The organism is Streptomyces sp. NPDC058534, from assembly GCF_042717365.1.
Taxonomy (GTDB): domain Bacteria; phylum Actinomycetota; class Actinomycetes; order Streptomycetales; family Streptomycetaceae; genus Streptomyces.
Genome location: NZ_JBHXNW010000012.1, coordinates 113,485 through 140,429, shown reverse-complemented (window position 1 = coordinate 140,429; position 26,945 = coordinate 113,485). Strand labels below are relative to the sequence as shown.

General features: G+C 71.8%; 26 protein-coding genes. 16 read left to right on the top strand and 10 right to left on the bottom strand.

The window, feature by feature from the left end:
• Positions 1-220: 220 nt before the first annotated feature.
• Positions 221-577, top strand: a complete 357-nt coding sequence (locus tag ACFWR9_RS10240; RefSeq protein ID WP_383838460.1) for a PRC-barrel domain-containing protein — start codon at positions 221-223, stop codon at positions 575-577.
• 70 nt (positions 578-647) lie between these two features.
• Here the strand turns inward: ACFWR9_RS10240 and ACFWR9_RS10235 are convergent, their stop codons facing one another.
• The 3 genes from ACFWR9_RS10235 to ACFWR9_RS10225 all read right to left on the bottom strand — a co-directional run bounded on the left by ACFWR9_RS10235 (position 648) and on the right by ACFWR9_RS10225 (position 2,246).
• Entirely contained in the window at positions 648-1,211 is a 564-nt protein-coding gene (locus ACFWR9_RS10235) for a Dps family protein (protein WP_383838457.1), read from the bottom strand.
• A 124-nt stretch (positions 1,212-1,335) separates the two neighbouring features.
• Complete coding sequence (locus tag ACFWR9_RS10230; protein WP_383838454.1) at positions 1,336-1,941, bottom strand: flavodoxin family protein; 606 nt, start codon at positions 1,939-1,941, stop codon at positions 1,336-1,338.
• Between the two features lie 89 nt (positions 1,942-2,030).
• Positions 2,031-2,246, bottom strand: a complete 216-nt coding sequence (locus ACFWR9_RS10225) for a hypothetical protein (protein WP_122619179.1) — start codon at positions 2,244-2,246, stop codon at positions 2,031-2,033.
• A 257-nt stretch (positions 2,247-2,503) separates the two neighbouring features.
• Here ACFWR9_RS10225 and ACFWR9_RS10220 point away from each other — a divergent pair, with 257 nt between their 5' ends.
• Both ACFWR9_RS10220 and ACFWR9_RS10215 read left to right on the top strand, forming a co-directional pair.
• On the top strand, positions 2,504-3,229 hold the full coding sequence (locus ACFWR9_RS10220; protein ID WP_383838451.1) for a class I SAM-dependent methyltransferase: 726 nt from the start codon (positions 2,504-2,506) through the stop codon (positions 3,227-3,229).
• A gap of 163 nt (positions 3,230-3,392) precedes the next feature.
• On the top strand, positions 3,393-4,118 hold the full coding sequence (locus tag ACFWR9_RS10215; RefSeq protein ID WP_383838448.1) for an FAD binding domain-containing protein: 726 nt from the start codon (positions 3,393-3,395) through the stop codon (positions 4,116-4,118).
• A gap of 29 nt (positions 4,119-4,147) precedes the next feature.
• On the opposite strand, the gene ACFWR9_RS10210 is transcribed toward ACFWR9_RS10215, so the two are convergent.
• The 3 genes from ACFWR9_RS10210 to ACFWR9_RS10200 form a co-directional block, all read right to left on the bottom strand.
• Positions 4,148-4,981: a lysozyme gene (locus ACFWR9_RS10210; RefSeq protein WP_383838445.1), complete on the bottom strand. Its 834-nt coding sequence runs from the start codon at positions 4,979-4,981 to the stop codon at positions 4,148-4,150.
• Between the two features lie 782 nt (positions 4,982-5,763).
• Positions 5,764-6,990: a cytochrome P450 gene (locus ACFWR9_RS10205; protein ID WP_383838442.1), complete on the bottom strand. Its 1,227-nt coding sequence runs from the start codon at positions 6,988-6,990 to the stop codon at positions 5,764-5,766.
• A 157-nt stretch (positions 6,991-7,147) separates the two neighbouring features.
• Positions 7,148-7,909 (bottom strand): FadR/GntR family transcriptional regulator, encoded by a 762-nt coding sequence (locus tag ACFWR9_RS10200; protein ID WP_383838440.1) that lies wholly within the window; start codon positions 7,907-7,909, stop codon positions 7,148-7,150.
• A gap of 236 nt (positions 7,910-8,145) precedes the next feature.
• Here ACFWR9_RS10200 and ACFWR9_RS10195 point away from each other — a divergent pair, with 236 nt between their 5' ends.
• From ACFWR9_RS10195 to ACFWR9_RS10170, 6 genes are read left to right on the top strand one after another with little or no spacing between them, the layout of a single operon-like run.
• Entirely contained in the window at positions 8,146-9,513 is a 1,368-nt protein-coding gene (locus ACFWR9_RS10195; RefSeq protein WP_383838437.1) for an MFS transporter, read from the top strand.
• A complete protein-coding gene (locus ACFWR9_RS10190) occupies positions 9,510-11,291 on the top strand; it encodes a dihydroxyacetone kinase family protein (protein WP_383838434.1) in 1,782 nt (593 codons plus the stop codon). Before ACFWR9_RS10195 ends, ACFWR9_RS10190 begins: the two co-directional genes overlap by 4 nt.
• An 11-nt stretch (positions 11,292-11,302) precedes the next feature.
• Positions 11,303-11,785: a ribose-5-phosphate isomerase gene (locus ACFWR9_RS10185; RefSeq protein WP_383838431.1), complete on the top strand. Its 483-nt coding sequence runs from the start codon at positions 11,303-11,305 to the stop codon at positions 11,783-11,785.
• On the top strand, positions 11,785-12,564 hold the full coding sequence (locus tag ACFWR9_RS10180) for a triose-phosphate isomerase (protein WP_383838428.1): 780 nt from the start codon (positions 11,785-11,787) through the stop codon (positions 12,562-12,564). The genes ACFWR9_RS10185 and ACFWR9_RS10180 overlap by 1 nt, the downstream gene beginning before the upstream one ends.
• A complete protein-coding gene (locus tag ACFWR9_RS10175) occupies positions 12,564-13,364 on the top strand; it encodes a sugar phosphate isomerase/epimerase family protein (RefSeq protein WP_383838425.1) in 801 nt (266 codons plus the stop codon). Before ACFWR9_RS10180 ends, ACFWR9_RS10175 begins: the two co-directional genes overlap by 1 nt.
• The gene (locus ACFWR9_RS10170; RefSeq protein WP_383838421.1) at positions 13,364-14,239 is read left to right on the top strand and encodes a phosphogluconate dehydrogenase C-terminal domain-containing protein; all 876 of its coding nucleotides are present in this window, start codon (positions 13,364-13,366) and stop codon (positions 14,237-14,239) included. The genes ACFWR9_RS10175 and ACFWR9_RS10170 overlap by 1 nt, the downstream gene beginning before the upstream one ends.
• 33 nt (positions 14,240-14,272) lie before the next feature.
• On the opposite strand, the gene pepE is transcribed toward ACFWR9_RS10170, so the two are convergent.
• Both pepE and ACFWR9_RS10160 read right to left on the bottom strand, forming a co-directional pair.
• On the bottom strand, positions 14,273-14,998 hold the full coding sequence (gene pepE / locus ACFWR9_RS10165; protein ID WP_383838418.1) for a dipeptidase PepE: 726 nt from the start codon (positions 14,996-14,998) through the stop codon (positions 14,273-14,275).
• 40 nt (positions 14,999-15,038) lie between these two features.
• The gene (locus ACFWR9_RS10160; RefSeq protein ID WP_383838415.1) at positions 15,039-15,872 is read right to left on the bottom strand and encodes an IclR family transcriptional regulator; all 834 of its coding nucleotides are present in this window, start codon (positions 15,870-15,872) and stop codon (positions 15,039-15,041) included.
• 126 nt (positions 15,873-15,998) lie between these two features.
• On the opposite strand from ACFWR9_RS10160, the gene ACFWR9_RS10155 reads away from it, so the two are divergent.
• The 5 genes from ACFWR9_RS10155 to ACFWR9_RS10135 all read left to right on the top strand — a co-directional run bounded on the left by ACFWR9_RS10155 (position 15,999) and on the right by ACFWR9_RS10135 (position 22,371).
• Positions 15,999-16,952: a DUF1177 domain-containing protein gene (locus ACFWR9_RS10155; protein ID WP_383838412.1), complete on the top strand. Its 954-nt coding sequence runs from the start codon at positions 15,999-16,001 to the stop codon at positions 16,950-16,952.
• A 2-nt stretch (positions 16,953-16,954) separates the two neighbouring features.
• Positions 16,955-18,349 (top strand): cytosine permease, encoded by a 1,395-nt coding sequence (locus ACFWR9_RS10150; protein WP_383838409.1) that lies wholly within the window; start codon positions 16,955-16,957, stop codon positions 18,347-18,349.
• Positions 18,346-19,674, top strand: coding sequence for a M20/M25/M40 family metallo-hydrolase (locus ACFWR9_RS10145; RefSeq protein ID WP_383838405.1), 1,329 nt, complete (start codon positions 18,346-18,348; stop codon positions 19,672-19,674). The genes ACFWR9_RS10150 and ACFWR9_RS10145 overlap by 4 nt, the downstream gene beginning before the upstream one ends.
• Before the next feature lie 13 nt (positions 19,675-19,687).
• On the top strand, positions 19,688-20,794 hold the full coding sequence (locus tag ACFWR9_RS10140; protein WP_383838402.1) for a polyprenyl synthetase family protein: 1,107 nt from the start codon (positions 19,688-19,690) through the stop codon (positions 20,792-20,794).
• A 143-nt stretch (positions 20,795-20,937) separates the two neighbouring features.
• Positions 20,938-22,371: a WGR domain-containing protein gene (locus tag ACFWR9_RS10135; RefSeq protein WP_383838399.1), complete on the top strand. Its 1,434-nt coding sequence runs from the start codon at positions 20,938-20,940 to the stop codon at positions 22,369-22,371.
• Positions 22,372-22,384: 13 nt separating this feature from the next.
• Here the strand turns inward: ACFWR9_RS10135 and ACFWR9_RS10130 are convergent, their stop codons facing one another.
• Together ACFWR9_RS10130 and ACFWR9_RS10125 are read right to left on the bottom strand one after the other, a co-directional pair.
• Positions 22,385-22,807: a DUF350 domain-containing protein gene (locus ACFWR9_RS10130; protein WP_383838396.1), complete on the bottom strand. Its 423-nt coding sequence runs from the start codon at positions 22,805-22,807 to the stop codon at positions 22,385-22,387.
• An 82-nt stretch (positions 22,808-22,889) separates the two neighbouring features.
• A complete protein-coding gene (locus ACFWR9_RS10125; RefSeq protein WP_383838393.1) occupies positions 22,890-23,990 on the bottom strand; it encodes a DUF475 domain-containing protein in 1,101 nt (366 codons plus the stop codon).
• 176 nt (positions 23,991-24,166) lie between these two features.
• Here ACFWR9_RS10125 and ACFWR9_RS10120 point away from each other — a divergent pair, with 176 nt between their 5' ends.
• Together ACFWR9_RS10120 and katG are read left to right on the top strand one after the other, a co-directional pair.
• Positions 24,167-24,622, top strand: coding sequence for a Fur family transcriptional regulator (locus tag ACFWR9_RS10120; protein ID WP_383838390.1), 456 nt, complete (start codon positions 24,167-24,169; stop codon positions 24,620-24,622).
• Positions 24,623-24,651: 29 nt separating this feature from the next.
• On the top strand, positions 24,652-26,868 hold the full coding sequence (gene katG, locus ACFWR9_RS10115; RefSeq protein ID WP_383838387.1) for a catalase/peroxidase HPI: 2,217 nt from the start codon (positions 24,652-24,654) through the stop codon (positions 26,866-26,868).
• Positions 26,869-26,945 lie beyond the last annotated feature (77 nt).

Sequence of the window (26,945 nt, the reverse complement as noted above, 5' to 3'; positions counted from 1 at the left end):
TGCACGCACTCTCGCCGCACCGGGCGCAGAGCCAAGTACATCCAGTACGAGGCTCTACGCCCGGCACGGCGAGAGCACGCACCTGACGCCGCGAGCCCGCCCTCCGGGCGACGACGGGAATTGTCAGACAGGCCCTAGGCCGGTGAGGGGACTGAGGCGCGACAGTCGCGTGAAGTGGGGAACTAGAGAGTGAGCGGGTTCTCGGAAGGGGAGAGTGGGCATGTTTGAAGCCGAAAACATTCGTGACTGGCGCGGCCAGGACGTCGTCGACCACGACGGCCGCAAGATCGGGACCCTGGAGTCCATCTACTTCGACACGCTGACCGACCGACCCGCTTTCGCGGCGGTCACGGTCGGTCTGCCGACGCGGCGTCGTCTCGTCTTCGTGCCGGTGGAGAAGGCCACCGTCGGGCCGGGCTATGTGAAAGTGACCTACGACAAGTCGCTGGTCAAGGACGCGCCGGGAATCGATCCGGACGGTGAGCTCGCGGCCGAGGAGGAGGGCGCGGTCTTCGAGCACTACAAGCTGCCGTACGAGCAGGGCAGCCGCGGCGAACGGCGGCTCGGCCGGCGCTGAACCGTCCGAGGGGGCGGCCGGGCGCCGGTGACGGCGGGCCCGGCGCGCCCCGCGTGGACGGGGTCCGCCGTCAGCCGATCTCGGCGCCGCGGGCCGCCGCCTCCGTCTCGGACGTCGCGCTGCCCGTCGCCAGGGTGCCTCCGGCGCTCTCCAGGTGGGCCCGCACGAACCACTGGAACTGCTCCAGGTCCCTGAGCCGGCCGATCAGGAGGTCCTCCGTGGCGGCGTCGATCTTGCCGGCCTCCTCGACGGCCGCGCGCATGCCCTCCACCACTCCGGTGTAGACGACGTCGAGCGCGCCGAGGTGGGCGATGGCGTCGGCCCGGCCGATGGAGTAGTCGTCCCACTTCCGCTCCGACACCAGGGCCCCGGGCGTGCCCTGTGCCACACCGCCGAGCGCGGCGATGCGCTCCGCGACGTCGTCGGCCATCTCGCGTACCTGGTCGACCTGCGGGTCGATCATCTCGTGCACGGCGATGAAGTGCGGCCCGACGACGTTCCAGTGCACGTGCTTGAGGGTCAGGTGCAGATCGTTGAGGGCGTGCAGGCGCAGTCGCAGCACACCGATCAGCCGTCCGGCGGCCTCGCGCTCGATGCCGGGGACCGTGTACTTCGGGGTCAGGTCGTGCGTCATGGCGGACCTCAGCTCCTCATGTGTGTCGTACGTCGTTGCTCGTGCACGAATGCCCCGTATCGGGACCCTCAGACATCCGCGGGCCAGGTCGGTGACCTTGGGCTCCGTATGTGTGCCGACAAGGTCAGGACGGCGGGGCGGGCAGGGGCAGCGCGGCGAGCGCGCGCGCCGCGTGCACGAGGTTGGACGCCATCGCCCGGCCGGTGGAGAGCGCCCAGTCGTGGCCGCGCTCGTCGTCGAGGAAGTCGGGGCCGGGCCCGGGGCCGAGGTGCCAGTAGGTCCAGGCCTGCCCCGGGATGGTGTAGCCGATGTCCGCGAGTCCGCCGCTGATCTCGCTGATGACGTGGTGGGCGCCGTCCTCGTTGCCGGTGACCAGGACGCCGGCGACGCGGTTGTAGGCGACGGGGCGGTCCTCGTCGTCGGTCTCGCTCAGCATGGCGTCCATCCGTTCGAGGACCCGCTGGGCCACGGAGGACGGACGGCCGAGCCAGGTGGGCGACGCGATGATCAGGATCTGGGAGGCCAGGAGCTTCTCGTGCACCTGGGGCCAGTCGTCGCCGTCGCCCATGTCGGTCTCGACGCCCGGTTTCAGGTTCAGGTCGACGGCCCGGACGACGTCCACCTCGGCTCCGTGGCCCTTCAGGGCCGCGATGACCGTGGAGGCGAGGGCCTCGGTGTTGGACGGCTCGGGGGAGGGCTTCAGGGTGCAGTTGATGACGAGTGCGCGCATGCCCGTCCTTGTTCCCCGATCGACGGAGGCCGACCGGGGAGGCGGGGGGCCGTTCACCCGGACGGCCCCGCGGCGGTCCGGCGGACCGGTCAGGGCAGGGCGACGCCGTCCAGCTTGCCCTGCTTGGCGTCGTCGACCAGCGACGAGAACTGGTCGGCGCTCATCTGCACGCGCTGACCGAAGTCGTCGGTCAGGACGATCCGCCGCTCCGCCGGTGCCTGGGGGTCGACGAACAACTGGGGACAGCCGCAGTCGCAGTTGCCGCAGAACGTCGCGACGGGCTCCAGGCCGTGAGGCTCGGTCATGTCGGTGCGCCTTCCGTGGGAGACGGGTGACCGCGCGGGTGTCCGGGGCGGCGGTCTCGGGGGCCCGCCTGGGAGATACCCCGTGCGACCCCCGCGGACGCGCACCCGCGCCCCGAACCGAGGCACGCCGGACGGCTGCCGGTGCGCCGGTGCTCCCCGCGTCCGCTCCCGCCGCACCGGCCCGGCGCGGCCGGCCGGGAACCCGGCGGGGATTGCGTCCGACCGCACGCGCGCGGGTGGGAGTTATCGTCGGCCGTATGGCTGACGAGTGCTTCCGGCATCCGCGGCTCGCCGCCGTCTACGACGCGCTGGACACCGATCGCGGTGACCTGGACGCGTACGTGCGCATGGCCGACGAGTTCGGCGCCCGGCGCGTGCTGGACATCGGCTGCGGCACGGGGGTGTTCGCCCTGTTGCTGGCAGAACGGGGCACCGAGGTCGTCGGCGTGGACCCCGCCGCGGCCTCGCTCGGCGTGGCCCGGGCCAAGCCGGGCGCCGGGCGGGTGCGCTGGATCGAGGGGGACGCGATGTCGCTGCCCCCGCTGCGGACGGACCTGGCGACCATGACGGCGAACGTCGCCCAGGCGATCGCCGGTCCACGGGCGTGGCAGGGGACACTCCACGGGGCGTACGAGGCCCTGCGGCCCGGCGGGCACCTGGTGTTCGAGACACGGGACCCGGCCAGGCGCGCCTGGGAGGAGTGGGACCGCGAGCACACCCACCGGGTCGTGGAGATACCCGGCACGGGTGCGGTGGAGAGCTGGTGCCGGTTGCTGGACGTGAGCGGCCCGCTGGTCACCTTCCGCTGGACCTACGTCTTCGCCGCGGACGGCGAAGTGCTGACCTCCGACTCGACGTTGCGCTTCCGCGACCGGGCGGAGGTGGAGGCCGACCTGACCGGCCGGGGCTTCGAGGTCCGCGAGGTGCGCGACGCCCCCGACCGCGAGGGCCGCGAACTCGTGTTCGTGGCACGACGTCCGTAGCCGGCCGTAGGTGGTGCACCGGCGCGCGGAGAGCGCACGGCGAAATCCCGTGAGCCCTGTACGCGCCCCCTCGACGGTACGGACAATCACAGTGGCCGTGATCACGCGGCGGGGGACGCCTCGTCGTCCGACCGCCGACTGCCGGGAAAGCAGGTCGATCAGCATGCTCTTGCGTCTGCCCACGTCCGTGTCCGAGGCACAGGAGTGCATGGCGGAGGGAGCGGTGCCCGTCGGCGGGGCCACTCTCGTGTGGGCCGCCTGGCAACGCGACGGCTTCCCCGACCTGGCCATGTCCCTGCGCGAGCTGCCGGAGGCGACCGTCCTCGAACCCGAGGCGCTGGGCGCGGCCGTACTGCTGCACCACATCGACGAGCGGGTACCGGACGTGCTGCGCCGCGCGGCGGGCTCGGTGGGCACCGGAGCCGTGCGCCGGACGGCGACGGTCGGCGGCAACCTCGTGGGCAGCACCCTGCGTTGCCTGCTGCCCGCGGCCCTCGTGCTGGACGCCCGCGCCACGGTACTGGGCCCGGACCGGTCCTACGAGACCGACCTGGCCGAGGTGATCGCCAAGCGTCACCTGCTGCTCGGTCTGCGCTGGCGCACCCCGATGGCCAGCGGCTACCGCAAGGAGCCCGCCGCGGCGGGCGGACCGCCGCCCCTGGTCGTCGCCACGGCCGTGCACACCGACGACGAGGGCCGGCCGCGGCTGCGGGTCGCCGTCCGGGACGGCTACGAGGTGGTCAGCGGCAGCACCGTGTGCGACGGGGGCGCCGACGAGGCCGTCGGCGCCCTGGACGGTACGGATCTCGGCGGACTGCCGCCCGGGGCCCGGGACGTGGTGCGCGAACAGGTCACCGACATCCTGGGCCCCCTCGCCGGCCGGGGCTGACTCGGCGGCCGGCGCCCCGACGGTCCGCGTCAGTCCTTGGCCAGGGCCTTGACGCGGTCCAGCGATCCGTTGAACTTGTCGTGGTCCCCGACGGTCGGTCCGGTCGAGGTGTACTGCCACATCGTGTGGAAGCCCCAGCCGGCCGGCAGGGTGCCCACGGACGAGGCGTACCGGGCGACCCACAGCGGGTTGCTGGCGCCGAAACCGCTGTAGTTGCCGGTGCACTGCGTCCACCAGTTGGTGGAGGTGTAGATGGCGGCCTCGCGGCCGGTGCGTGCCTTGTACCGGTCCACGAAGTTCTTGATCCAGCTCACCATCTGGGTCTTGGTCTTTCCGTAGCAGGTGGCCCCGTACGGGTTGTACTCGATGTCGAGGACGCCCGGCAGCGTCTTGCCGTCCTTCGACCAGGCGCCGCCGTGGTCGACGAAGTAGTCGGCCTGGGCCTTGCCGCCGGAGGTGTCCGGGGTCGCGAAGTGGTACGCGCCGCGGAGCATGCCGGTGTCGTACGAGCCGCCGTACTGCTGGTCGAAGTACGGGTTGCGGTAGGAGGTACCCTCGGTGGCCTTCACATAGGCCCACTTGACCCCGCTCTTCCACAGGGTCGACCAGGCGACGTTGCCCTGGTGGCTGGAGACGTCCACGCCCTCGGTCTGGCTGGCGCGGCTTTCGACGGGCCGTCCCTGGACACCCTCGTGGGCGAGGACACCCCAGCCCATGTAGGCGGAACCGCGAACGGGCGACCCGGCGTCGCCGGCGGTCGCGGGGACCGCCGACAGGGTGAGCAGGAGTGACTGGGAGGCGAGGAGCACGCCTGTCGTGAGCAGGCGTGAGTGGCTTGAAGCCACGGCTATGGGTCTGCGCATGGCACCCATACGATCCGCTGTCGCGCCCCACCGCATCCCACAGTCACCCAGATGGTGTCGCCGCGTCCGGGGCCCGCCCGTCCGACCACAGCGCGAGCAGGCCGCCGACCGGGTCCGCCGCGCCGAAGCACAGCTCCAGACTCGTCGTCACCGTGCTCGACCACCGCGCGGGCGAGTTCGGCGCCGTCGCAGAGCTGCGTCAAGCCCGGGACGCGCCCCCAGCGGTGGTCCGCCGCCAGCGCGTGCAGCCTGCGGGGGACCCATCGGGCCGTCCGCGTCCGCGACGAGGGCGGCGATGCTGTCGCTCCAGCCGTCGAACTGCCGCAGCACCGCCGCCCTGGCCGTCGTCGCGCGGCGGCACGGGCGTCGTCGTCCTGGTGCCGCCGCAACTGCTTGCCCAACAGCGGGACCCGGGGCCCGCCCTGACCGGCCGCACCTTCGGCGGCGCGGCCCCCGCCCCCGTCCCCGTCCCCGGCCCGCGCCCGCCGCGGAGGCGTCCGTGACCGTGCCGCGCGTCCCGGACGTCCGGCCCGACGAGCGGACCGAACCTCCCGAGCATGCGCCGCGAACCCGTCCACCGTCCGCGACGCCGGGTGGACTGCCCGTACGCTCCCCGGGCCGCACCATGGCGGACGCCGAGCGCGAACGGCGCGACCCGCCTCTGCGGCCCACCGACCGGCCGGCGACGGCGTCCCGCGACGCCGGGTCCAGCTTTGATGCGCGGACTGACCTCCTTGCCCGCCGTGTTCACCCCCGTCGTGGCCTGACGGGGCGCGCCCGGGTCAGCCGGCGCGCGGTGTGAAGCGCACCGGCAGGGACTGCGGGCCGCGGGTGAACACGCCGCGCTCCACCGCGTCGAAGCCCTCGTCCGGCCGCAGATCCGGCATGGCGTCCAGCAGGTGCCCCACACCGGTCTCGACCTCCGCCTTCGCCAGCAGCGCCCCGACGCAGAAGTGCCGGCCCAGCGCGAAGGCGAGATGGTCGGCGGCGGCCGAGAAGGCGGTCGTCGTCGTCAGGTCCTCGCGGTGGATGTCGAAGCGGTCCGGGTCGCGGTAGCGGCTCCCGTCCCGGTTGGCCGCGCCTATGAGACAGGTGACGGTGTCGCCCGCCGGTACGGTGCCGCCGCTCAGCTCCACCTCGGACGCCGACTGACGCATGATCATGTGCACCGGCGGGGTGTAGCGCAGCGTCTCGGCGAAGGCGCGCGGGATCAGGGTCCGGTCCTCGCGCACGGCCGTCAACTGCTCGGGGTGGGCGAGCAGGTTGGCGAAGATGCCGGCGATCGCCTTGTCCGTGGTCTCACCGCCCGCCGCGAGCAGCAGACTGCAGAACGCCTTGATGTCCTCGTCGCTCATCCGGACCCCGTCGACCTCCGCCGCGCACCGGGTGGACAGCAGGTCGTCGCCCGGATTCTCGCGGCGCTCCTGGATGATCGGGAACATGTACGCGGCGAACTCCACGCGGGTGCGCGCACCGGCGGCCGCCACCTCCTGGTCCCCCGAGAGGTTGCCCAGGAAGGCGATGACCGACGTGTACCAGCCGTGGAACCGGTCGTGGTCCGCCTTGTCCAGACCCAGCATGTCCGCGATGACGTTGACCGGGAAGCGGGTCGCGTAGTCGGCGACCAGATCGGCGCGTCCGGTGTGCCGGAACGCGTCGATCAGCTCACGGGAGTTGCGCTCGATCACCGGCAGGAACCGGTCCTGGAGATCGGCCCCGCGGAAGGCCGGCGCGACCAGCGCGCGCCGCACCGCGTGCTCCCGGCCGCTCAGCTGGAGGATCGTCCTCCCGTGCACGGGCTCGATCTGCCAGTCGTAGTTCTCGGTCGTGAACTGCCCGTTCCGGTCCTTGAAGACGCGTTCCACGTCGGCGTAGCGCGAGACGATCCAGCTCCGCGTCGCCTCGTGCCAGATGAGGGGCGCGCTCTCCCGCATCGCCCGGTAGGCCGGATAGGGGTTCGCCGCGAACTCGGGGGAGAGGATGTCGGGGACCTGCTGCGCGGTGGACATGGGACTCCTCGGTCGACAACGGCGCTTACGGCACCAGGCTATTGACGACGCGATGACGCCGACAGACCGCGGACGGACCCGTCTCCCGGATCTCCCGGATCTCCCGGATCTCCCGGATCTCCCGGATCTCCCGGATCTCTCGGACGAGGTGTGCCGCTCAGGCGCCGCCGTCCACGGAGGCGCGCAGCCGGGCGCTGGCCATCCGCATGTGTTCGGCCATCGCCCGGTCCGCGGCCTCCGGATCACGCGCGCGGATCGCCTGGAGCACCGCGTCGTGCTCGCACAGCGTGCCGCTGACGGTGCCCTCGATGTCGCTGACGCGCTCCATCCAGACCTGGAGCAGCGCCCGGATGCTGTGCAGGATGTCGCTGAGGACGGTGTTGCGCGCGATGCGGGCCGTCTCCAGATGGAAGGCGATGTCGGCGTCGATGAACGCCGTGACGTCGCCGCCCGCGTCGCGCATGTGCTGGAGGTGCTCCTCCAGCCGCGCCACGTCCTCGTCGCTCGCGCGCTCCGCCGCGAGCCGGGCCGAGACCCCCTCCATGTACGTGCGCACCTCGACCAGGTCCTGGGTGCGGCGCTGGCCCAGCATCAGGCCCCAGTTGATCGCGCGGGGCAGGAACTCCGAGGTGCCCTCGCGCACGTAGGAGCCGGAACCCGGCCGGATCTCGATGATCCCGAGGACGTCCAGGGCGGACAGCGCGCCGCGCACGCTGGACCGTGCGACGCCGAGCGCCTCGGCCAGCTGCCGCTCGGCGGGCAGCCGCGTGCCGGGCCGGATGTCACCGGCCGAGAGGTGGTCGAGGAGCCGTTTGGCGACCTCGCTGACGGACGACTCGCGCACGACGGGCCGCAGCAGCCGCGCGAGGTCCGGAGCGGCCGCGGAGTTGTGCTGATCAGGCTGACTGGTCACGGTCACCAGTCAACCAGATGCCGCAACGACCCGACTGACCAGGCAGTTCACCCTGACCTTGGGTGCGGTTTGTCAAGAGTTGGGTCAGCGGAAGATCTATGACAGTCGCCACACTGGTAAATTGGTGACCAATTTTGTTCCGAGGCATAGCGTGAGGGCGAACCGGTCGGCCGCCTTCCGCGGCGGACATGCGGTGTGACCGACCCCGGACGGAGCTGTCCGGGCGAGCCGAGGAGTCGCCCATGGGTGCCCAAGCGCCATCCGAGGCAGTCGAGAGAACTGCCATCAAGAAGGTCTCAGTCCGCCTCGTCCCGTTCGTGGCGCTGATGTTCTTCGTGAACTACCTGGACCGCACGGCCGTCTCGTTCGCCGAACCCAACGGCATGGGACAGGACCTCGCCCTGACCGCCGCCCAGTTCGGTTTCGCGTCCGGGATCTTCTTCCTCGGCTACATCGTGCTCGAGGTCCCCAGCAACATGGCCCTGCACCGCTTCGGGGCCCGCCGGTGGCTGGCCAGGATCATGGTGACCTGGGGTGTCGTCTCGCTGCTGTTCACCTGGGTCAGCAGCAGCGGCCAGCTCTACACGCTGCGCTTCCTGCTCGGTGTCGCCGAAGCGGGCTTCTTCCCCGGCGCGATCCTCTTCCTCAGTCAGTGGGTGCCGTCCCGCCACCGCACCAAGATCCTCGGCCTGTTCTACCTCGCCCAGCCGCTGACCACCGTGTTCGGCGCCCCGCTGGCGGGCTGGCTGATCGGCCGCCACGGCCTGTTCGGCCTTGAGGGCTGGCGCGTGATGTTCCTGTTCGTGTCGCTGCCCGCGATCATCCTGGGCGTCGTCGCCTGGTTCTACCTGATCGACAAGCCCGCCGACGCCAAGTGGCTCACGCCGGCCGAACGCGACTGGCTGACCGCCGAACTCGCCGCCGAGAACGCCCAGAAGACCGGGCACGAGAGCAAGCACGCCAAGGGCGACCTGAAGACCGCCTTCACCAGCGGCCGGGTCTGGACCCTCGCGGTCGTCTACTTCGGCTTCGTGTACGGCCTGTACGCCCTCGCCTTCTTCCTGCCGACGATCATCAACGGCTTCCAGGACCAGTACGACACCACGTTCAGCGTGATGGACAAGGCCTGGATCACCGCCGTCCCGTACCTGCCCGCCGCCGTCGTCCTCTTCTTCTGGACCCGGCACGCCACCCGCCACGGCACCCGCACCTGGCACGTGGCGGGACCGGCCGTCGTCGGCGGTGTGTCCATCCCGCTCGCCCTCTACATGGGCTCCCCGGCCGCCACGATCGCCGTGATCACCGTGACCGCCTGCGCCGTCTTCGCCGCCCTGCCGGTCTTCTGGTCGGTGCCCTCCCGCTTCCTGACCGGGGCCGCCGCCGCGGCGGGCATCGCCCTGATCAACACGGCGGGCAACGTCGCGGGCTTCGCCTCCAGCTACATCACCGGCTGGCTCAAGGACCTGACGGGCGCGTACTACGTACCGCTCTACCTCGTCGGCTTCTTCATGCTGCTGTCCGCCGTGCTGATGGTCCGGCTCGCCGCCCGCCACCGCACCGACGAACCGGTCCCCGCCCCCGACCACCAGTCCAAGGAGGCTCTGCGATGACCCGCCTGTTCAACGACCCCGCCGCCTTCGCCGACGAGGCGCTGGAGGGCTTCGCCGCCGCGCACCGGCGCTGGGTCCGGCCGGTCACCGGCGGAGTCGTCCGGGCCACCGCCACCCCGGCCGGCCAGGTGGCCGTGGTGATCGGCGGCGGATCGGGCCACTACCCGGCCTTCTCCGGCCTCGTCGGCCGCGGCCTGGCGCACGGCGCGGCCGTCGGCAACGTCTTCGCCTCGCCCTCCGCCCAGCAGATCCGCTCCGTGGCGCGGGCGGCGCACGGCGGCGCCGGAGTCCTGCTGATGTACGGCAACTACGCCGGTGACGTCCTGCACTTCGGACAGGCCGCCGAGCGGCTGGCCGCCGACGGCATCGACGCCCGTACCTTCGCCGTCGCCGACGACATCTCCAGCGCGGGTCCGGGCGAGTCCGCCAAACGGCGCGGCATCGCCGGTGACCTTCCCGTCTTCAAGGCCGCCGCCGCGGCGGCCGAGCAGGGCCGTCCCCTGGACGAGGTGCTGCGCGCCGCCGGCCGGGCGGGCGCCCGCACCCGGTCCTTCGGCATCGCCTTCTCCGGCTGCACCCTGCCCGGCGCCGACCACCCCCTGTTCACCGTCCCCGAGGCCCGCATGGCCGTCGGCCTCGGCATCCACGGGGAGCCCGGCATCGGCGAGGAGGACCTGCCCACCGCCGACGAGGCGGCCCGGCTCCTGGTCGGGACACTGCTGAAGGAACTCCCCGAGGACGTCCCCGGCCCGGCGGGACAGCGCGCCGCCGTCGTCCTCAACGGGCTCGGCTCGGTCAAGTACGAGGAACTGTTCGTCGTCTACCGCAAGGTCGCGGCCCTCCTCGACGAGGCGGGCGTCGAGATCGTCGACCCCGAGGTCGGCGAACTCGTCACCAGCTTCGACATGGCCGGTGTCTCCCTCACCCTGACCTGGCTGGACGAGGGCCTGGAGGAGCTGTGGCGGGCCCCCGCCGACACGCCCGCCTACCGCAAGGGCGCCCTCGACGCCGTCGAGCCGGACAGCGCCGTACTGCCGGAGACCGCCGTAGCCCCGGAGAACGCCCTGCTTCAGGACACCGCCGTACCCCCGGACACCGCCGTCCCCCCGGCCTCCGATGCCTCCCGGCACGCCGCCCGCGCCGTCCTGGCCGCGCTGGACGCGGTGGCCGGCGTGGTGGAGGCGCACGCCGACGAACTCGGCCGCATCGACGCCGTCGCCGGCGACGGCGACCACGGCATCGGCATGCTGCGCGGCTCCACCGCCGCCCGCGAGGCCGCCGCCGACGCCCACGAGCGGGGCGCGGGCGCCGGCACCGTCCTGACCCGGGCCGCCGACGCCTGGGCCGACAGGGCGGGCGGCACCTCCGGCGCCCTGTGGGGCACCGTCCTGCGCTCCCTCGGCACCGCCCTCGGCGACCAGGACACCCCGGACGCCGCCCGCGTCACCGCCGGGGTCACGGACGCCTCCGCCGCCGTACGCAGGCTCGGCGGCGCGGAAGTCGGCGACAAGACCATGGTCGACGTCCTCGTGCCCTTCGCCGACGCGCTGGCCGCCGCCACGGCCGAGGGCCTGCCCCTCGCCGAGGCATGGGACCGCGCCGCCACCGCGGCCACCGACGCGGCCGCCGCCACCGCCCGCCTGCTGCCCCGTCTGGGCCGGGCCCGCCCGCACGCCGAGAAGTCCCTCGGCACCCCCGACGCGGGCGCCCACTCCCTCGCCCTGATCACCCGCGCCGTCCACGGCGCCCTGCTCGACCACCCCCACGACCACCACTGAGGAAAGCCGAGATGACCGACAAGCTCCGCATCGTCGTCGGGTCCGACGACGCCGGTTACCAGTACAAGGAAGCCCTCAAGCAGGACCTGCAGAGCAGCGGCCTGGTCGCCGAGGTCACCGACGTGGGCGTCGACGCCGACGGCCACACCGCCTACCCCAAGGTCGCCATCGCCGCCGCCGAGCTGGTCGCCCGCGGCGACGCCGACCGCGCCCTGCTGGTGTGCGGCACCGGCCTCGGCGTCGCCATCGCCGCCAACAAGGTCAAGGGCATCCGCGCCGTCACCGCGCACGACTCCTTCTCCGTCGAGCGGGCGGTCCTCTCCAACAACGCGCAGATCCTGACCTTCGGGCAGCGCGTCGTCGGCCTCGAACTCGCCCGCCGCCTGGCTGCCGAATGGCTCACCTACCGCTTCGACGAAACCTCGGCGTCGGCCGCCAAGGTCCAGCTGATGTGCGACTACGAGACCGCCTCGGGCGACGGGGCGGCCGCCTGATGCCCGCCCCCGCGCCGTCCCCCGTACTGCTGGGGGTGAGCCTGAAGATGTACTTCGGCCATCACCAGACGCTGAACTGGGCCCGTAGGATCGCCGACCTCGCCGAGCGGCACCCCGCCGTCACCTCCGGCGCCGCCCGCCTCTTCGTGCTCCCCGCCTTCCCCGCCCTCGTCCCCGCCACCGGCATCCTCGCCTCCTACGGCGTCGCCCTCGGCGCCCAGGACATCGCGACCGAGGACAGCGGCCCCTACACCGGCGAGGTCGGCGGCCCCGTGCTCAAGGAGATCGGCTGCCGCTACGCCGAGGTCGGCCACGCCGAACGCCGCCGCCTCTACGGCGAGGGCGACACGGTCGTCGCCGCCAAGACCGCCGCCGCCCTGCGCAACGGCCTCACCCCCGTCCTGTGCGTCGGCGAACGCGACGCGGCCGACCCGGCCGACGCGGCGGCCCGCACGGTCGCCGAGACGGAACGCCTGCTGCACGGCCTGGACGGCGCGGTCGTCCTCGCCTACGAACCCCAGTGGGCCATCGGCGCCCCCGAGCCCGCCTCCGCCGAGCACATCGCGACCGTCTGCACCGCCCTGCGCGACTGGCTCGACACCCGCCCGCGGCACGCCGGTTCCACCGTCATCTACGGCGGCAGCGCGGGCCCCGGACTGCTGACCCGCCTGTCCGGCACCGCCGAGGGTCTGTTCCTCGGCCGCTTCGCCCACGACCCGGCGAACGTCGAGGCCGTCCTCGACGAGATCCGCTCACCGGCCCCGGCGGCGGTGGCGTGATGGCGTACGGCATCAGCACCTACGCCTACTTCTGGCGCCACTCCACCCTCGCACCCGAACCGATGACGCTGCCCGCGATGCTCCGCGACACGGCGGAACTCGGCGGCCGGGTCTTCCAGATCTGCGACTACGCGCCCGTCGAGACCTACGACCGCGCACGGCTCGCCGACCTCCGCGCCACCGCCGACGACCTCGGCCTGACCCTGGAACTCGGCACCCGAGGCATCCGCCCCGGCCACCTGCTCAAGTACCTCGACATGGCGGGCGAACTGGGGGTCACCCTGGTCCGCTCCATGCTGAACACCGCCGACCACCGGCCGGACACCGCCGAGGCGGTCGCCCTGCTGAAGGAAGCGGTGCCCCGCTACGCCGACGCGGGCGTGACCCTCGGTCTGGAGACCTACGAGCAGGTCGCCACCGACGACCTGGTGAGCGTCGTACGCGCCGTCGACAGCCCGAATCTCGGCATCGTCCTGGACCCGGGCAACAGCGTCGCCCGGCTGGAACGCCCCGCCGACGTCGTGGCCGCCACCGCGCCGTACGTGGTCAACATCCACGTCAAGGACTTCGCCTTCACCCGCCGCGACGGCTGGGTCGGCTTCACCTACGCCGGCTGCCCGCTCGGCGAGGGCCTCCTGGACCACGCCGGCATGGTCGCCGCCGTACGCCCCGGGGAGCGCGGCATCAACCAGATCGTGGAGCACTGGCTCCCGTGGCAGGACGGGGGCTACGACGCCACCGCCCGGCTCGAACACCAGTGGACGCAGCACAGCATCAACACCCTCCTGAGGAGCGAGTAATGGCCACCGAGAACCACACCCGGGCCGACGTCCCGACCGTCGCCGTCATCGGGGCCGCCGGCAAGATGGGCCGGCGCGTCTCCGACAACCTGGTCGAGAGCGACTTCCGGGTGCTCTTCAGCGAGGCGTCGCCCCAGGGCCAGGAGCTGATCCGCGACCTCGGCCGCGAACTGACCGAGTCGGCCGACGCCGTCGCCGAGGCCGACGTCGTCATCCTCGCCGTGCCCGACGTGGTCCTCGGCACGGTCTCCGGGGAACTCGTGCCGTTGATGAAGCCCGGCACCGTCGTCCTCACCCTCGACCCGGCCGCCGCCTACGCCGGCCTGCTGCACGCCCGCGAGGACGTCCACTACGCCTGCGCCCACCCCTGCCACCCCTCGGTGTTCCTGGAGCGGACCACCAAGGAGGAGTGGCAGGACACCTTCGGCGGCATCGCCGCGCCCCAGGAGGTCGTCGCCGCCTACGAGGGCGGGGACGAGGCCAAGCGGCAGCTCGCCGACGCCGTCGTCCGGGTCATGTACGCCCCGGTCGTCGACGTCCACTGGGTCACCGTCAAGCAGCTCGCCGTACTGGAGCCGACCCTCGTGGAGACCATCGCCTGCATGGTCGGCGCCCTGCTGACCGAGGCGCTGCACGAGACCGTCCACACGGTCGGGGTCCCGGAGAAGGCCGCCCGCGCCATGCTGCTCGGCCACACCCAGGTCGCGCTGGCGAACACCCTGAAGGGCTCCAACCCCTTCTCGGACGCCTGCCTGATCGCCATGGACTACGGCCGTGAGTCCATCGTCCGCGAGGACTGGAAGAAGGTCTTCGACGACGAGGAGCTGGACAAGGTCATCACCCGCATGCTGAAGATCAAGGAGATCCGCCGCTAGGACGTCCGCCGGGACGTGCGCGGGCCCGCCTGTCTACGCCCGCGAGTCGAACGCCGGTGTGACGTCGAGCAGTTCGGACAGGTCGGCGCCCACCGCGATCTCGCGGGGAGCGGCGCCGCGGCGGAAGAGACGGGCGTCGCGCGCGCCGCCGAGGGTCGCGCGCCCGCCGTCGACGCGCAGCCAGGAGCCCTCCCGCAGGCCGAGCACGGGCACGTCGTTCTCCTCCAGGAACTCCGTCAGCCGTTCCTCGCGGGTCTCGCCCTTGTGCGTGGACGCCGGGTCCGGGTCGAGATAGTGCGGGTTGATCTGGAACGGGACCAGGCCGAGCGCCTCGAAGGAGGGCGGCTCGACGATCGGCATGTCGTTGGAGGTGCGCAGGGACGGCGCCGCCATGTTGGTGCCGGCGCTGGCCCCCATGTACGGCAGTCCCGCGCCCACGGCCTTGATCAGCGCCTCCCGCAGTCCCGTGCGGTACAGCGCGGCGAGCAGCCGGAAGGAGTTGCCGCCGCCGATGAACACGGCGTCGGCCTCACCGAGCCGAGCGAGCGGGTCGCCGCCCTCGTGCACGCCCCGCACGTCGATCCCCGCCCCGGCGAGCGCGCCGCGCACCTGCGCGGTGTAGCCGTCGTGGTCGGCGAGGGCGTACGGCACGAAGACCAGCCGCGCGCCCGCGGGCAGGAAGCCGGTCACGGTGTCCATGGCGTGTTCCAGGTAACCGCGGCCGTGCTGGGTGGAGTTGGACAGGAGCAGGAGATTCACGGGGTGGTCCTCGTCGACGGGGGTGGATCCGTGGTGTGGGTCAGGTGGTGCGGGGTGAGCGCGGGCGCCGGTGGTGCTGGGGCGGATGCGTCAGGCGCTGCTCCAGCAGCCGGGCGGCCCGGCGCAGCACCTCCAGGCGGTCCTCGGGCCCTTCGGGGAAGCGCTCCTTGGCGGCGCCGAGACTGAGGCTGCCGTAGGGCTCCGAGCCGAGGAACACGGGCATGGCGACGGTGCCGATGCCGGCGTCGTACTCGCCGGTCGTCCAGGCGTAGCCCTGCGCGCGGACCCGGCGGAACTCGCGTTCCAGCTGGTCGGCGTCGGTGACGGTGCGCTCGGTGAAGCGGGCCATGGGGCGCCCTCGGAAGAGCCGGTGGCGCTGGTCGTCGGGCAGGAAGGCGTAGAAAGACTTGCTGGTGGCGCCGGCGTGCGCCGGGTACAGCTCACCGACCAGCGGGTAGTAGCGCAGCGGCCCCTCCTCGCCCTCGACGGCCGCGACGCAGCGCATGTGGAAGTTGTCGGGCAGGCAGAAGAGCACCGTGTCGCCGGTCGCCGCCCGCAGTTCCTGGAGGACGGGCTCCGCGAGCAGCTCCAGGGAGCCCGAGCGCTCCCAGAGACGGCCCAGGCGCAGGGCGGCCGGACCGATGCGGTAGCGGCGGGTCGCCGGGTCGGAGACCAGGAAGCCACGGCCCGCGAGGGTGGACAGCAGGCGCTGGGCGACCGAGGTGTCCCAGCCGAACTCGGCGGCGATCTCGGTGACACCCCAGTCCGGCCGGGTGCGCTCGAAGGCCAGCAGCACCAGCAGGGCACGGTCGACGGTCTGAAGAGCCCCGGCCGGGGTCTTCCGGTCCGCGGGCTGTACCGGCGGGTCGGCCACGGTGACTCCTCTCCATCTCGCCATTCAGACTCGTATTGCAGATAACGGGAAACAGTTGCGGAGAACGTTAATCGATCCCGAACCTTCTGTCAGCACCGCTCCCGGTGCGGATCAGGAGAACTGCCCATGTTGAAGTACGTCCTGGACCTCGTGGATCTGCTGGACGATCCCGACGTCGACGGCAAGCGCGTCGCCGCCCACCTCGACTCCGTGGCGGGGCCCGAGGGCTCCGGCGCCGAGGTCACCACCGTCACCGGCGAGCGCGGCTCGACGGACTTCGTGCTCGTGCGGATCCCCGGCCGGGACGGCCGCACCCGCGGCGGCCGGGCGCGCACCCTGGGCGTGGTGGGGCGGCTCGGCGGCATCGGGGCCCGCCCGGAGATGACCGGCCTGGTCTCCGACGCCGACGGCGCGGTCGCCGCGCTCGCCACCGCCGCCAAGCTCCTCGACATGCGCCGCCGCGGCGACGTGCTCGACGGTGACGTGATCATCGCCACGCACATCTGCCCGAACGCCCCGACGGCACCGCACGACCCGGTGCCCTTCATGGACTCGCCCGTCGACATCGCGACCATGAACCGGCACGAGGTCACCGGCGAGATGGAGGCCGTGCTCTCCGTCGACACCACCAAGGGCAACCGGATCATCAACCACAAGGGCCTCGCCCTGTCGCCCACCGTCAAGGAGGGCTGGGTGCTCAAGGTCAGCGAACAGCTCGGGGAGCTGCTGGCCGTGGTGACCGGTGAGCCGTTGGTCACGTACCCGGTGACCACCCAGGACATCACCCCGTACGGTAACGGTGTACACCACATCAATTCGATTCTTCAGCCGGCCACGGCGACGGCCGCTCCGGTCGTCGGCCTCGCGATCACCTCCGCGGCGGCCGTGCCCGGCTGCCAGACGGGCGCCAGCCACGAGACGGACATCGCGGCGGCGGCCCGGTTCGCCGTCGAGACCGCGAAGTCCTACGGCGGCGGACGGATCGACTTCCACGACGACCAGGAGTTCGACGCGCTCGTGTCCCGTTACGGCTCGCTGACCCGGCTGCAGACCCTCGGCCGCGAACCCGGGGGGTCGTGATCATGGCCGCGCACAAGAACACCGGCACCGCGCCCGAGGCGGGCGCCACCCGCGCCGTCGGCAGCGACGACTACGCCCTGTCCCGCGTCCCGCGCGACAAGCGGCTCGGCTTCTGGACGATGCTGCTCCAGTGGCTCGCGCAGTCGGGCTCCATCTCGCAGTTCACCCTCGGCGCCACCATCGGCGTCGGCATGACCTTCGGCGACGCCTTCCTCGCGTTCACCCTCGGCGCGGTGATCCTCGAAGTCGTCATCTTCGCGATCGGCCTGGCAGGCATGCGCGAGGGCCTGGCCACCCCGCTGCTCACCCGCTGGGCCGGCTTCGGCCGCAACGGCTCGGCCCTGGTCAGCCTGGTCATCTCGGTCAGCCTCGTGGGCTGGTTCGGCGTACAGAACACGATCTTCGGCGACAGCGTCTCCGCGCTGGTCGGCGGTCCCTCCTGGCTGTGGTGCGTGGCCGCCGGGGTCGGCATCACCGTCCTGGTGATCTTCGGCTTCAAGTACATGGCCGTCTTCGCGAAGATCGTCACCCCGCTGTTCTTCGCGATGGTCGCCTGGTCGGTGACCGACGCGCTGAGCGACCACTCGCTCTCCGAGCTGATCAACTCCCCGGCGCCCGGCGAGACCATCCCGCTCGCCGTCGCGGCCACCGCCATCGCGGGCGGCTTCATGACCGGCGCGATCGTCTCCCCGGAGATGACCCGCTACAACCGCAAGGGCAGCCACGTCTTCCTGCAGAGCGCCTCGTCGATGATCCTCTCCGAGTACATCGTCGGCCTGACCGGCGTACTGCTCGGCCACATGGTCGGCAGCGGCCAGGTCTCCCAGATCGTGCTCTCCACCTCCGGCGTCTTCGGCGTGCTCGTCGTCCTGATGTCCACCGCGAAGATCAACGACTGGAACCTGTACGGCTCCTCGCTCGGCGTCGTCAACTTCTTCCAGGTCGTCTTCGGCAGGCGCCTGCACCGGGGCGCGGTCACCATCGCCCTCGGCATCGCCGGCACCCTGCTCTCCGCCGTCGGCATCATGACCCACTTCACCGACTTCCTGTCCGTACTGGGCGTCGCCATCCCGCCGGTGGGCGGCATCATCGTCGCCGAGTACTGGGTGGTGCGCCGCATGCGGGCACCCCTGGACGCCACCCGCGAGGCCGGGACCCTGCCCGCCACCTCGCCGACCTGGGTGCCGATGTCCCTGGTCATCTGGGCGGTCGCCTTCTGCGTCGGCAAGTTCTACGACGGCGGCATCCCCGCGCTGAACTCGCTGCTGACGGCGTTCGTCCTCTACTGCGTCCTCGGTCTGGCCGGCTGGATCAGGACATACGGCACCACCGCCCTCGACGACACCACCGAACCCACCCCGGCCGCCTCCGGCACGGCCCCCGTAGGAGCACCGTGAGCACCACCGCCCCCGCCCTCGTCCCGGCCTCCGAGGAGGCACAGCGGGAAGTCGTCGAACTGTGCGCGGAGCTGATCCGCTTCGACACCTCCAATCCCACCAGCGACGAGCGCGCCTGCGCCGACCGGGTCGTCGAACTGCTCGCCGAGGCCGGCATCGCCTCCGAGCTGGTGGAGAGTGCCCCCGGCCGCGCCAACGTCGTCGCCCGCATCCCGGGCGCCGACCCGGCGCGCGGCGCCCTGCTGGTCCACGGCCACCTGGACGTCGTACCCGCCGACCCGGCCGAATGGCAGGTGCCGCCGTTCTCCGGGGAGATCCGCGACGGCTACCTGTGGGGCCGCGGCGCCATCGACATGAAGGACACGGTGGCCGTGATGCTGGCCACCGCCCGCCACTTCGCCCGCACCGGCACCCGGCCCGCCCGCGAGATCGTTCTCGCCTTCCTCGCCGACGAGGAGGCGGGCGGCAGGTTCGGCGCCCACTGGCTGGTCGAGCACCGCCCCGACCTGTTCGCCGGAGTGACCGAGGCGATCGGCGAGGGCGGCGGATTCAGCTACGCCCTGGACGACACCCGGCGCCTCTACCCGATCGAGAACGCCCAGCGCGGCATGGCCTGGATGGAGCTGACGGCCAACGGCCGCGCCGGTCACGGCTCCTCCCCGAACGACGAGAACGCCGTCACCGACCTCGCGGAGTCCCTGACCCGCATCGGCCGGCACACGTTCCCCGTCCGGCTGATCGAGCCGGTGCGCGCCCTGCTCGCCGAGGCCGCACGCCTCCAGGGCATCGACCTCGACCTCGACGCCGAGGACCTGGACGCCGAGCTGGCCAAGCTGGGTCACGTGGCCGACTTCATGCAGGTCGTGCTCCGCAACTCGGCCAACCCCACCATGTTCACGGCCGGGTACCAGACCAACGTCATCCCGGGCCGGGCCACGGCCCGCGTCGACGGCCGCTTCCTGCCGGGCCACGAACAGGAACTGGTCGACGCGATCGACGCGCTGCTCCTGCCCTCGGTGTCCCGTCAGTGGGTCAACCACGACATCGCGATGGAGACCTCCTTCGACGGCCCCCTGGTCGATGCCATGTGCGCCGCCGTGCGCGCCGAGGACCCCGAGGGCCACCCGGTGCCGTACTGCAACCCGGGCGGAACCGACGCGAAGGCGTTCACCAAGCTGGACATCGGCTGCTTCGGCTTCAAGGGCCTCAAGCTGCCCCACGGCCTCGACTACGGCCGCCTGTTCCACGGCGTGGACGAGCGGGTACCGCTGGAGGGGCTGCGGTTCGGCGTGCGGGTGATGACACGGTTGTGGCAGGAGTGCTGACACACTTCTGGGCGTGTCATCAGCCCACCCCCAGGAGGACCCCGTGCAGACCGAACGGCCGCCGGCCCGGTTCGCCCGCCACCAGCAGCGGTTCGACAAGCTCTTCGCGGAGTACTTCGACAAGCTGGGCGAGGTGCTGGACGCCCCGTCGTTCAGCCGTTTCACCCCGGAGTGTCTGGAGCTGTTGCGCGACCTGTCCCTGCGCGGTGGCAAGCGGATGCGGGTGGTGCTGCTGCACGAGGCCGCCCGGCTGGTGACCGACGAGCCCGTCGCAGGGCTGGATGCCGCCGCGCTGAGTGTCGAACTGCTCCAGACCCACGGCCTGGTGCACGACGACCTCATCGACGACAGCGCCACCCGCCGGGGCGGCCCCACCACCTACTACGCCTACCGCGAGAGGTTTCCGGGACACCCGCGGGCGGCGCTCGGCCTGACGGTGCTCGCCGGTGACCTCGCGCTCGCCCTCTCGCTGCGCGCGCTCCTGGACGCCAGGCTGCCGGTCGAGACGCGTCAGGCGATGGTCGAGGTGCAGACGCGGGCCGCGGCCGACACCTTCGTGGGCCAGATCGTCGACCTGGAACGCGACTTCACCGCCACCGTCCCGGACGACGAGGTGCTGCACGAGGTCGCCGACCACAAGTCGGCCCGCTACTCGGTGCTCGCACCGATGCGTCTCGGGCTCCTCTCGGCAGGCACACAACCGGGCGCCCACGACGACGAGTTGCGGCGGTACGCGCGGCTGGTCGGCATCTGCGGGCAGATGCGTGACGACTACCTGGACCTGTTCGGCGACGCGGCCACGATGGGCAAGCCGACGGGGACGGACATCCGCGAGGGAAGGCGCAGTTACGCCGTCGTCCGGCTCCTGTCCGCCGTGACCGGCGCCGAGCGCGCGACGGTGGAGGCGGCCCTCGGCGACCCCTCCTGCGGCCCCGGCACCATCGCCGAGATCCGTGGAATCGGCGAACGGCACGGCGTGGACGCCCTGATGCGGGCGGACATGCGGCGGTACGCGGAGGAGGCCCGGATAGTCGCGGAGGGCTGGCGGTCACGGTGGCGGGCCGAGGCGGTCGACTTCTTCGCGGGGCTGCCGTCGTGGAGCGTCGAGCGGGCCGGCTGACCGGCCCGGTCACCTCGCCCGTGAGTGCGCCGTTCACCCGGGGGCGGATGCCGGTCCGCGGGCCGTTGTCAGTGGCCGCCCCTACTGTTCAGGCAGTGGGACCCGCGGAACGGGCCGCGGGACCGGCCGGGGAGAGGTCTGCCATGTCGAAGACGTACCTGGAGCTGTCACAGGACGACGGGAGCGCGCACAAGTTCTACGAAGTCACCGTCCAGGGACAGGTCGTGTCGGTGCGCTACGGCAGGATCGGCGCCGCCGGACAGACCCAGACGTCGACCTTCCCCACCACCCAGAAGGCCGCGGCCGCCGCCGCCAAGAAGATAGGCGAGAAGGTCCGCAAGGGATACGCCCCGGCCGTCCAGGGGCAGCGCGCACCACGCGCCGTCACCCGCCGGCAGGTGGCCTCCGCGCCCTCCACGGCCCGCGCGGTCGCGCCGGTCCTGTGGCGCTTCCGCACCGGCTCCGCGGCGTTCGGCATCCACATCGACGAGGAGCGCTGCTGGGTGGGCAACCAGTCGGGTGACGTCTACACGCTCGCGCACGGCGGCGAGGTCCTCGCCCACTACCAACTGCCGGACGGCGTCAAGTGCCTGGTCGCCGACGACTTCTGGATCTACGCCGGCTGCGACGACGGCCGGGTGTACGACCTGTCGTCCAAACTCCCCTTCGCCGCCTACGACATCGCCGCCGACGTCGACATCTTCTGGCTCGACATCCACGAGGGCGTGCTGAACGTCGCGGACCGCGCCGGCCGTCTCACCGTCATCGACCACGAGGACGAACACCAGTGGGCGCGCGGCGGACGCGGTGAGCACGCCTGGATGGTGCGCGCCGACGACCGGGCCGTCTACCACGGGCACAACCGCGGTGTGACCGCCCACGCCCCGGACGGCGGCACCGAGTTGTGGCACACGCCCACCCAGGGAGCCGTGCTGTTCGGCTGGCAGGAGGACGACGCGGTGTACGCGGGAACGGCGCGCCACACGGTCCAGCGGCTGTCGAAGGCGACCGGCACCATCGAGGCGACCTACCGCTGCGACAGCCCGGTGTACTCCTGCGCCACCTCGCCCGGCGGCCGGTACGTGTTCGCGGGCGACTCCGCCTCCTCGGTCTACTGCTTCGACCGGGACGGCACGCGGCTGTGGAAGCTGGGCACGGGCGGCGGCTCCGCGCTGTCCATGCAGTACCGCGACGAGCGGCTGTTCCTGGTCACCACGGACGGCTCCCTGGTGTGCGTGGACGCGAGCGAGGCCGCGGTCGGGGCGGCGCAGCAGGGCTCGGTGCCCGTGGCCCGCGACGTCAAGCTCGCCGCCACCCTGCCGACGTACGCGCCCGCCACCGCGGCCGGCGCCGTGACGACCGTCGCCGTGGCGCCCGCCGGCTCCGTCGTCGTGGAGTGCGTCCAGGAGAGCGGCCGGACCCGCATCCACGTGGTGTCGGAGGGGTACGACCGGTCCTGGAACGTCCAGTTCCCGAGGGCGATACGGGAGCCCGGCGCGCGGTACGTGGTCGACGCGCTGCACGCCGCGTCGGGCGGTTTCTACCGGGTGCGCGGGGACATCAGGCGCCTGCAGTGACCGGGCGGCGGCGTCAGGCTATGGACGCCGCTATGACGGCGGAGACCGCGACGTTGCAGGACGCCGTCACCCACACCGCCGGGTGCGGCTCCTGCTCGACCAGCGTCGCGCCCAGCCGCCCCGGGGTGATCAGGTCGACCACCAGGAAGGCCACGGCCATCATGACGAGCCCCAGCAGCCCGAAGACCGCCGTCGACACCAGGCCCTTGCCGAAGTCCTCGTACGTCGTCCAGATGGAGGTGAAGACGATGCCGCCGATGCCGAGCAGCGCGGAGCTGAGCACCAGGGCGGCGTTGCGGTTGCGCTGCTCCCAGATCTGCCGGCCGAGCTTGCCGGGGGTCAGCAGGTCGACGAGGACGATCCCGAGAACCAGAAGGATCAGACCCAGGCCGCCGTAGGCGGCGGCCCGGCCGAGTCCGTTGACGATGTCGCTCATGGGGTAGCCGGCTCCGTTGGGTGAGGGATCGCGAATGATCGTGGTCAAGGCGATGCAAAATGTAGCGCACCCGTTCGGAGCGTCAGGAGGCGGTCCGCAGCGCGCGGTTGCGGCGCACCGAGGACCAGAAGGAGGCGCCGATCAGGACCACGCCGACCAGGCCCGTGATGATCTCGTTGATCTCGTACTGGATGGTCACCAGCAGGATGACCGACAGGGCGCCGATGGCGTAGTGCGCGCCGTGCTCCAGGTAGACGTAGTCGTCGAGGGTGCCCTGGCGGACCAGGTAGACGGTCAGCGATCGGACGTACATGGCGCCGATGCCGAGGCCGAGGGCCATCAGCACGATGTCGTTGGTGATGGCGAAGGCGCCGATGACACCGTCGAACGAGAACGACGCGTCCAGGACCTCCAGGTAGAGGAACATGAAGAACGCGGCCTTGCCGGCCAGCTTGACCGGCGAACCGGAGCCTCCCCCACGTTCCGCCTGCCGCTCCGCCTCGTGCTCACGCTCCTCCTCGGCCTCCAGTTTCTCCTCGAAGAAGCCGGAGAGACCGCCGACGACCATGTAGGTGATCAGACCGCCGACACCGGCCAGCAGGACGGTCTCCGCCTTGTCGGCGTGGATGCCGCCGTGCTGGTGGGCGTGGGCGCCGAAGGTGATCGCGGAGAGGAGCAGCACGATCAGGGCGATGCAGACCGACAGCATGTCGACCTTGCCGAGCTTGGCCAGCGGGCGCTCCAGCAGGCCGAGCCACTTGATGTCCCGGTCCTCGAAAATGAAGTCGAGGAAGATCATCAGGAGGAACATGCCACCGAAGGCGGCGATCGACGGATGCGCGTCCGTCACCAGTTCCTGATAGCGCTCCTTGTCGGTGAGCGCGAGATGGACCGCGCTCCAGGGACTCAGCCGCGCGCTGATCGCCACGATCACCACCGGGAAGACCAGCCGCATCCCGAACACGGCGATCACGATGCCCACGGTGAGGAAGATCTTCTGCCAGAAGGCGTTCATCTTCTTCAGGATCCCGGCGTTGATCACCGCGTTGTCGAAGGACAGCGAGACCTCAAGGACGGAGAGGATCGCCACGATGCCGAGAGCGGTCCAGCCGTCGTAGAGCACGCCCACGGCCAGGCCGAGGGCGGTGACGGCGAAAGCCCAGCGGAACGTCTTCAGAAGCACCGGCCACTCATTCCTGTCGTCACGTGCGGGTGCGGCATCCCATGCCAGTGCCCGCCACGCAGGTTGTCTACCACGATCATCCGGCCCCACCCGGACAGGCTGTCCTGGACGACCACCAAGAATGGAATCGTTCGTTTCCTTGAGTCATTCGTGTTCCAGGGAGTAGGTTCGCGGCCATGACGGCATCCCGGCACCCCCGGAACCAGACCACCGCCGCCGAGCTGCGCGCGGTGGGCCTGCGGGTGACGGCCGCCCGCGTCGCGCTGCTGGAGACGGTCCGGGAGGGCGACCACCTCGACGCCGAGGCGGTCGCGTCCGGGGTGCGCCGACGCGTAGGGCAGGTATCCCTCCAGGCCGTGTACGAGGCCCTGCACGCGCTCACCGCGGCCCGGCTCGTGCGACGTATCGAGCCGCCCGGCAGCCCGGCACGGTTCGAGGGACGGGTCGGCGACAACCACCACCACGTCCTGTGCCGGTCCTGCGGAGCCCTCGCCGACGTCGACTGCGCCGTCGGCGACGCGCCCTGCCTGACCGCCTCCGACGACCACGGCTTCGCGATAGACGAGGCCGAGGTCATCTACCGGGGCCTGTGCCCCGACTGCTCCACCCCCGGCAGTTCCCCAGCACCTTGATCCGCCCCGTTCGGAAGGATTTCCCTCCCATGTCCGAGAACCACGACGCCATCGTGACCGACGCGAAAACCGAGGAGACGGGTGGCTGCCCGGTCGCCCACGGACGCGCCCCGCACCCCACGCAGGGAGGCGGCAACCGACAGTGGTGGCCGGAGCGGCTCAACCTGAAGATCCTCGCCAAGAACCCCGCCGTGGCCAACCCGCTCGGTGAGGAGTTCGACTACGCCGAGGCGTTCGGCAACCTCGACCTGCCGGCCGTGAAACGGGACATCGCCGAGGTGCTGACCACCTCGCAGGACTGGTGGCCCGCCGACTTCGGCCACTACGGCCCCCTGATGATCCGGATGGCCTGGCACAGCGCGGGCACCTACCGCATCAGCGACGGCCGCGGCGGCGCCGGCGCCGGCCAGCAGCGCTTCGCGCCGCTCAACAGCTGGCCGGACAACGGCAACCTCGACAAGGCCCGCCGCCTGCTGTGGCCGGTCAAGAAGAAGTACGGCCAGAGCATCTCCTGGGCCGACCTGCTGGTCCTCACCGGCAACGTCGCCCTGGAGCAGATGGGCTTCGAGACCTTCGGCTTCGCCGGCGGCCGCGCCGACGTATGGGAGGCCGAGGAGGACGTCTACTGGGGCCCCGAGACCACCTGGCTCGACGACCGCCGCTACACCGGCGACCGCGAGCTGGAGAACCCGCTCGGCGCCGTCCAGATGGGCCTGATCTACGTCAACCCGGAGGGCCCCAACGGCAACCCGGACCCGATCGCCGCCGCCCGCGACATCCGCGAGACGTTCCGCCGCATGGCGATGAACGACGAGGAGACCGTCGCGCTGATCGCCGGCGGCCACACCTTCGGCAAGACCCACGGCGCCGGCCCGGCGGACGCCGTCGGCGACGACCCCGAGGCCGCCTCCATGGAGCAGCAGGGCCTGGGCTGGCGGAGCACCCACGGCACGGGCAAGGGCGGGGACGCCATCACCTCCGGCCTGGAGGTCACCTGGACCACGACCCCCACCCAGTGGAGCAACGGGTTCTTCAAGAACCTCTTCGAGTACGAGTACGAGCTGGAGCAGAGCCCGGCCGGCGCCAACCAGTGGGTGGCGAAGGACGCCCCGGAGATCGTTCCGGACGCGCACGACTCGTCGAAGAAGCACCGCCCGAAGATGCTCACCACCGACCTGTCGCTGCGCCTCGACCCGGTCTACGAGCCCATCTCCCGCCGGTTCTACGAGAACCCGGAGGACTTCGCGGACGCCTTCGCCCGCGCCTGGTACAAGCTGACCCACCGCGACATGGGCCCGAAGTCCCTGTACCTCGGCCCGGAGGTCCCGCAGGAGACCCTGCTGTGGCAGGACCCGCTGCCGGAGCCCGAGGGTGAGGCCATCGGCGCCGAGGACGTCGCGACGCTCAAGACCAAGCTCCTCGAGTCCGGTCTGTCCGTCGCGCAGCTGGTGTCCACCGCGTGGGCCTCGGCGTCCACCTTCCGCGGCAGCGACAAGCGCGGCGGTGCCAACGGCGCCCGCATCCGCCTGCAGCCGCAGCGCGGCTGGGAGGTCAACGAGCCCGACGAGCTGGCGCAGGTGCTGCGGGTCCTGGAGGGCGTCCAGCAGGAGTTCAACTCCGGCGCCAAGAAGGTCTCCATCGCCGACCTGATCGTCCTCGGCGGCTCCGCCGCCGTCGAGAAGGCCGCCAAGGAAGCCGGCTTCCAGGTGGAGGTCCCGTTCACCACGGGCCGCGTGGACGCGACGGAGGAGCACACCGACGCCGAGTCGTTCGAGGCGCTGGAGCCGACCGCCGACGGGTTCCGCAACTACCACGGCAAGGGCAACCGCCTGCCGGCCGAGTTCCTGCTGCTCGACCGGGCGAACCTGCTCACCCTGAGCGCTCCCGAGACGACCGTCCTGGTCGGCGGCCTGCGGGTGCTGGGCGCGGGCCACCAGCAGTCCCAGCTCGGTGCCCTCACCCGGACGCCCGGCGTGCTGACCAACGACTTCTTCGTCAACCTGCTCGACCTGGGCACCACGTGGAAGTCGACGTCCGAGGACCAGACCACGTTCGAGGGCCGCGACGCCGACACGGGCGAGGTCAAGTGGGCGGGCAGCCGCGCCGACCTGGTCTTCGGCTCGAACTCCGAGCTGCGGGCGCTCGCCGAGGTCTACGCGAGCGACGACGCGAAGGAGAAGTTCGTGCACGACTTCGTCGCCGCCTGGGTCAAGGTCATGAACCTCGACCGCTTCGACCTGGCCTGATCCACCGACGTGGGGGGGGGCCGGGCGAACCGGGGGGGGCGGGACGGTGGGTAAATCGGGGGGCGCGACGGGGGGCG

What these genes read in the sequence shown, in the direction of transcription:
- ACFWR9_RS10240 (WP_383838460.1), top strand. Translation starts at nt 221, where the DNA reads ATGTTTGAAGCCGAAAACATTCGTGACTGGCGCGGCCAGGACGTCGTC.
- ACFWR9_RS10235 (WP_383838457.1), bottom strand. Translation starts at nt 1,211, where the DNA reads ATGACGCACGACCTGACCCCGAAGTACACGGTCCCCGGCATCGAGCGC.
- ACFWR9_RS10230 (WP_383838454.1), bottom strand. Translation starts at nt 1,941, where the DNA reads ATGCGCGCACTCGTCATCAACTGCACCCTGAAGCCCTCCCCCGAGCCG.
- ACFWR9_RS10225 (WP_122619179.1), bottom strand. Translation starts at nt 2,246, where the DNA reads ATGACCGAGCCTCACGGCCTGGAGCCCGTCGCGACGTTCTGCGGCAAC.
- ACFWR9_RS10220 (WP_383838451.1), top strand. Translation starts at nt 2,504, where the DNA reads ATGGCTGACGAGTGCTTCCGGCATCCGCGGCTCGCCGCCGTCTACGAC.
- ACFWR9_RS10215 (WP_383838448.1), top strand. Translation starts at nt 3,393, where the DNA reads ATGCTCTTGCGTCTGCCCACGTCCGTGTCCGAGGCACAGGAGTGCATG.
- ACFWR9_RS10210 (WP_383838445.1), bottom strand. Translation starts at nt 4,981, where the DNA reads ATGCGCAGACCCATAGCCGTGGCTTCAAGCCACTCACGCCTGCTCACG.
- ACFWR9_RS10205 (WP_383838442.1), bottom strand. Translation starts at nt 6,990, where the DNA reads ATGTCCACCGCGCAGCAGGTCCCCGACATCCTCTCCCCCGAGTTCGCG.
- ACFWR9_RS10195 (WP_383838437.1), top strand. Translation starts at nt 8,146, where the DNA reads ATGGGTGCCCAAGCGCCATCCGAGGCAGTCGAGAGAACTGCCATCAAG.
- ACFWR9_RS10190 (WP_383838434.1), top strand. Translation starts at nt 9,510, where the DNA reads ATGACCCGCCTGTTCAACGACCCCGCCGCCTTCGCCGACGAGGCGCTG.
- ACFWR9_RS10185 (WP_383838431.1), top strand. Translation starts at nt 11,303, where the DNA reads ATGACCGACAAGCTCCGCATCGTCGTCGGGTCCGACGACGCCGGTTAC.
- ACFWR9_RS10180 (WP_383838428.1), top strand. Translation starts at nt 11,785, where the DNA reads ATGCCCGCCCCCGCGCCGTCCCCCGTACTGCTGGGGGTGAGCCTGAAG.
- ACFWR9_RS10175 (WP_383838425.1), top strand. Translation starts at nt 12,564, where the DNA reads ATGGCGTACGGCATCAGCACCTACGCCTACTTCTGGCGCCACTCCACC.
- ACFWR9_RS10170 (WP_383838421.1), top strand. Translation starts at nt 13,364, where the DNA reads ATGGCCACCGAGAACCACACCCGGGCCGACGTCCCGACCGTCGCCGTC.
- ACFWR9_RS10155 (WP_383838412.1), top strand. Translation starts at nt 15,999, where the DNA reads ATGTTGAAGTACGTCCTGGACCTCGTGGATCTGCTGGACGATCCCGAC.
- ACFWR9_RS10150 (WP_383838409.1), top strand. Translation starts at nt 16,955, where the DNA reads ATGGCCGCGCACAAGAACACCGGCACCGCGCCCGAGGCGGGCGCCACC.
- ACFWR9_RS10135 (WP_383838399.1), top strand. Translation starts at nt 20,938, where the DNA reads ATGTCGAAGACGTACCTGGAGCTGTCACAGGACGACGGGAGCGCGCAC.
- ACFWR9_RS10130 (WP_383838396.1), bottom strand. Translation starts at nt 22,807, where the DNA reads ATGAGCGACATCGTCAACGGACTCGGCCGGGCCGCCGCCTACGGCGGC.
- ACFWR9_RS10120 (WP_383838390.1), top strand. Translation starts at nt 24,167, where the DNA reads ATGACGGCATCCCGGCACCCCCGGAACCAGACCACCGCCGCCGAGCTG.
- katG (WP_383838387.1), top strand. Translation starts at nt 24,652, where the DNA reads ATGTCCGAGAACCACGACGCCATCGTGACCGACGCGAAAACCGAGGAG.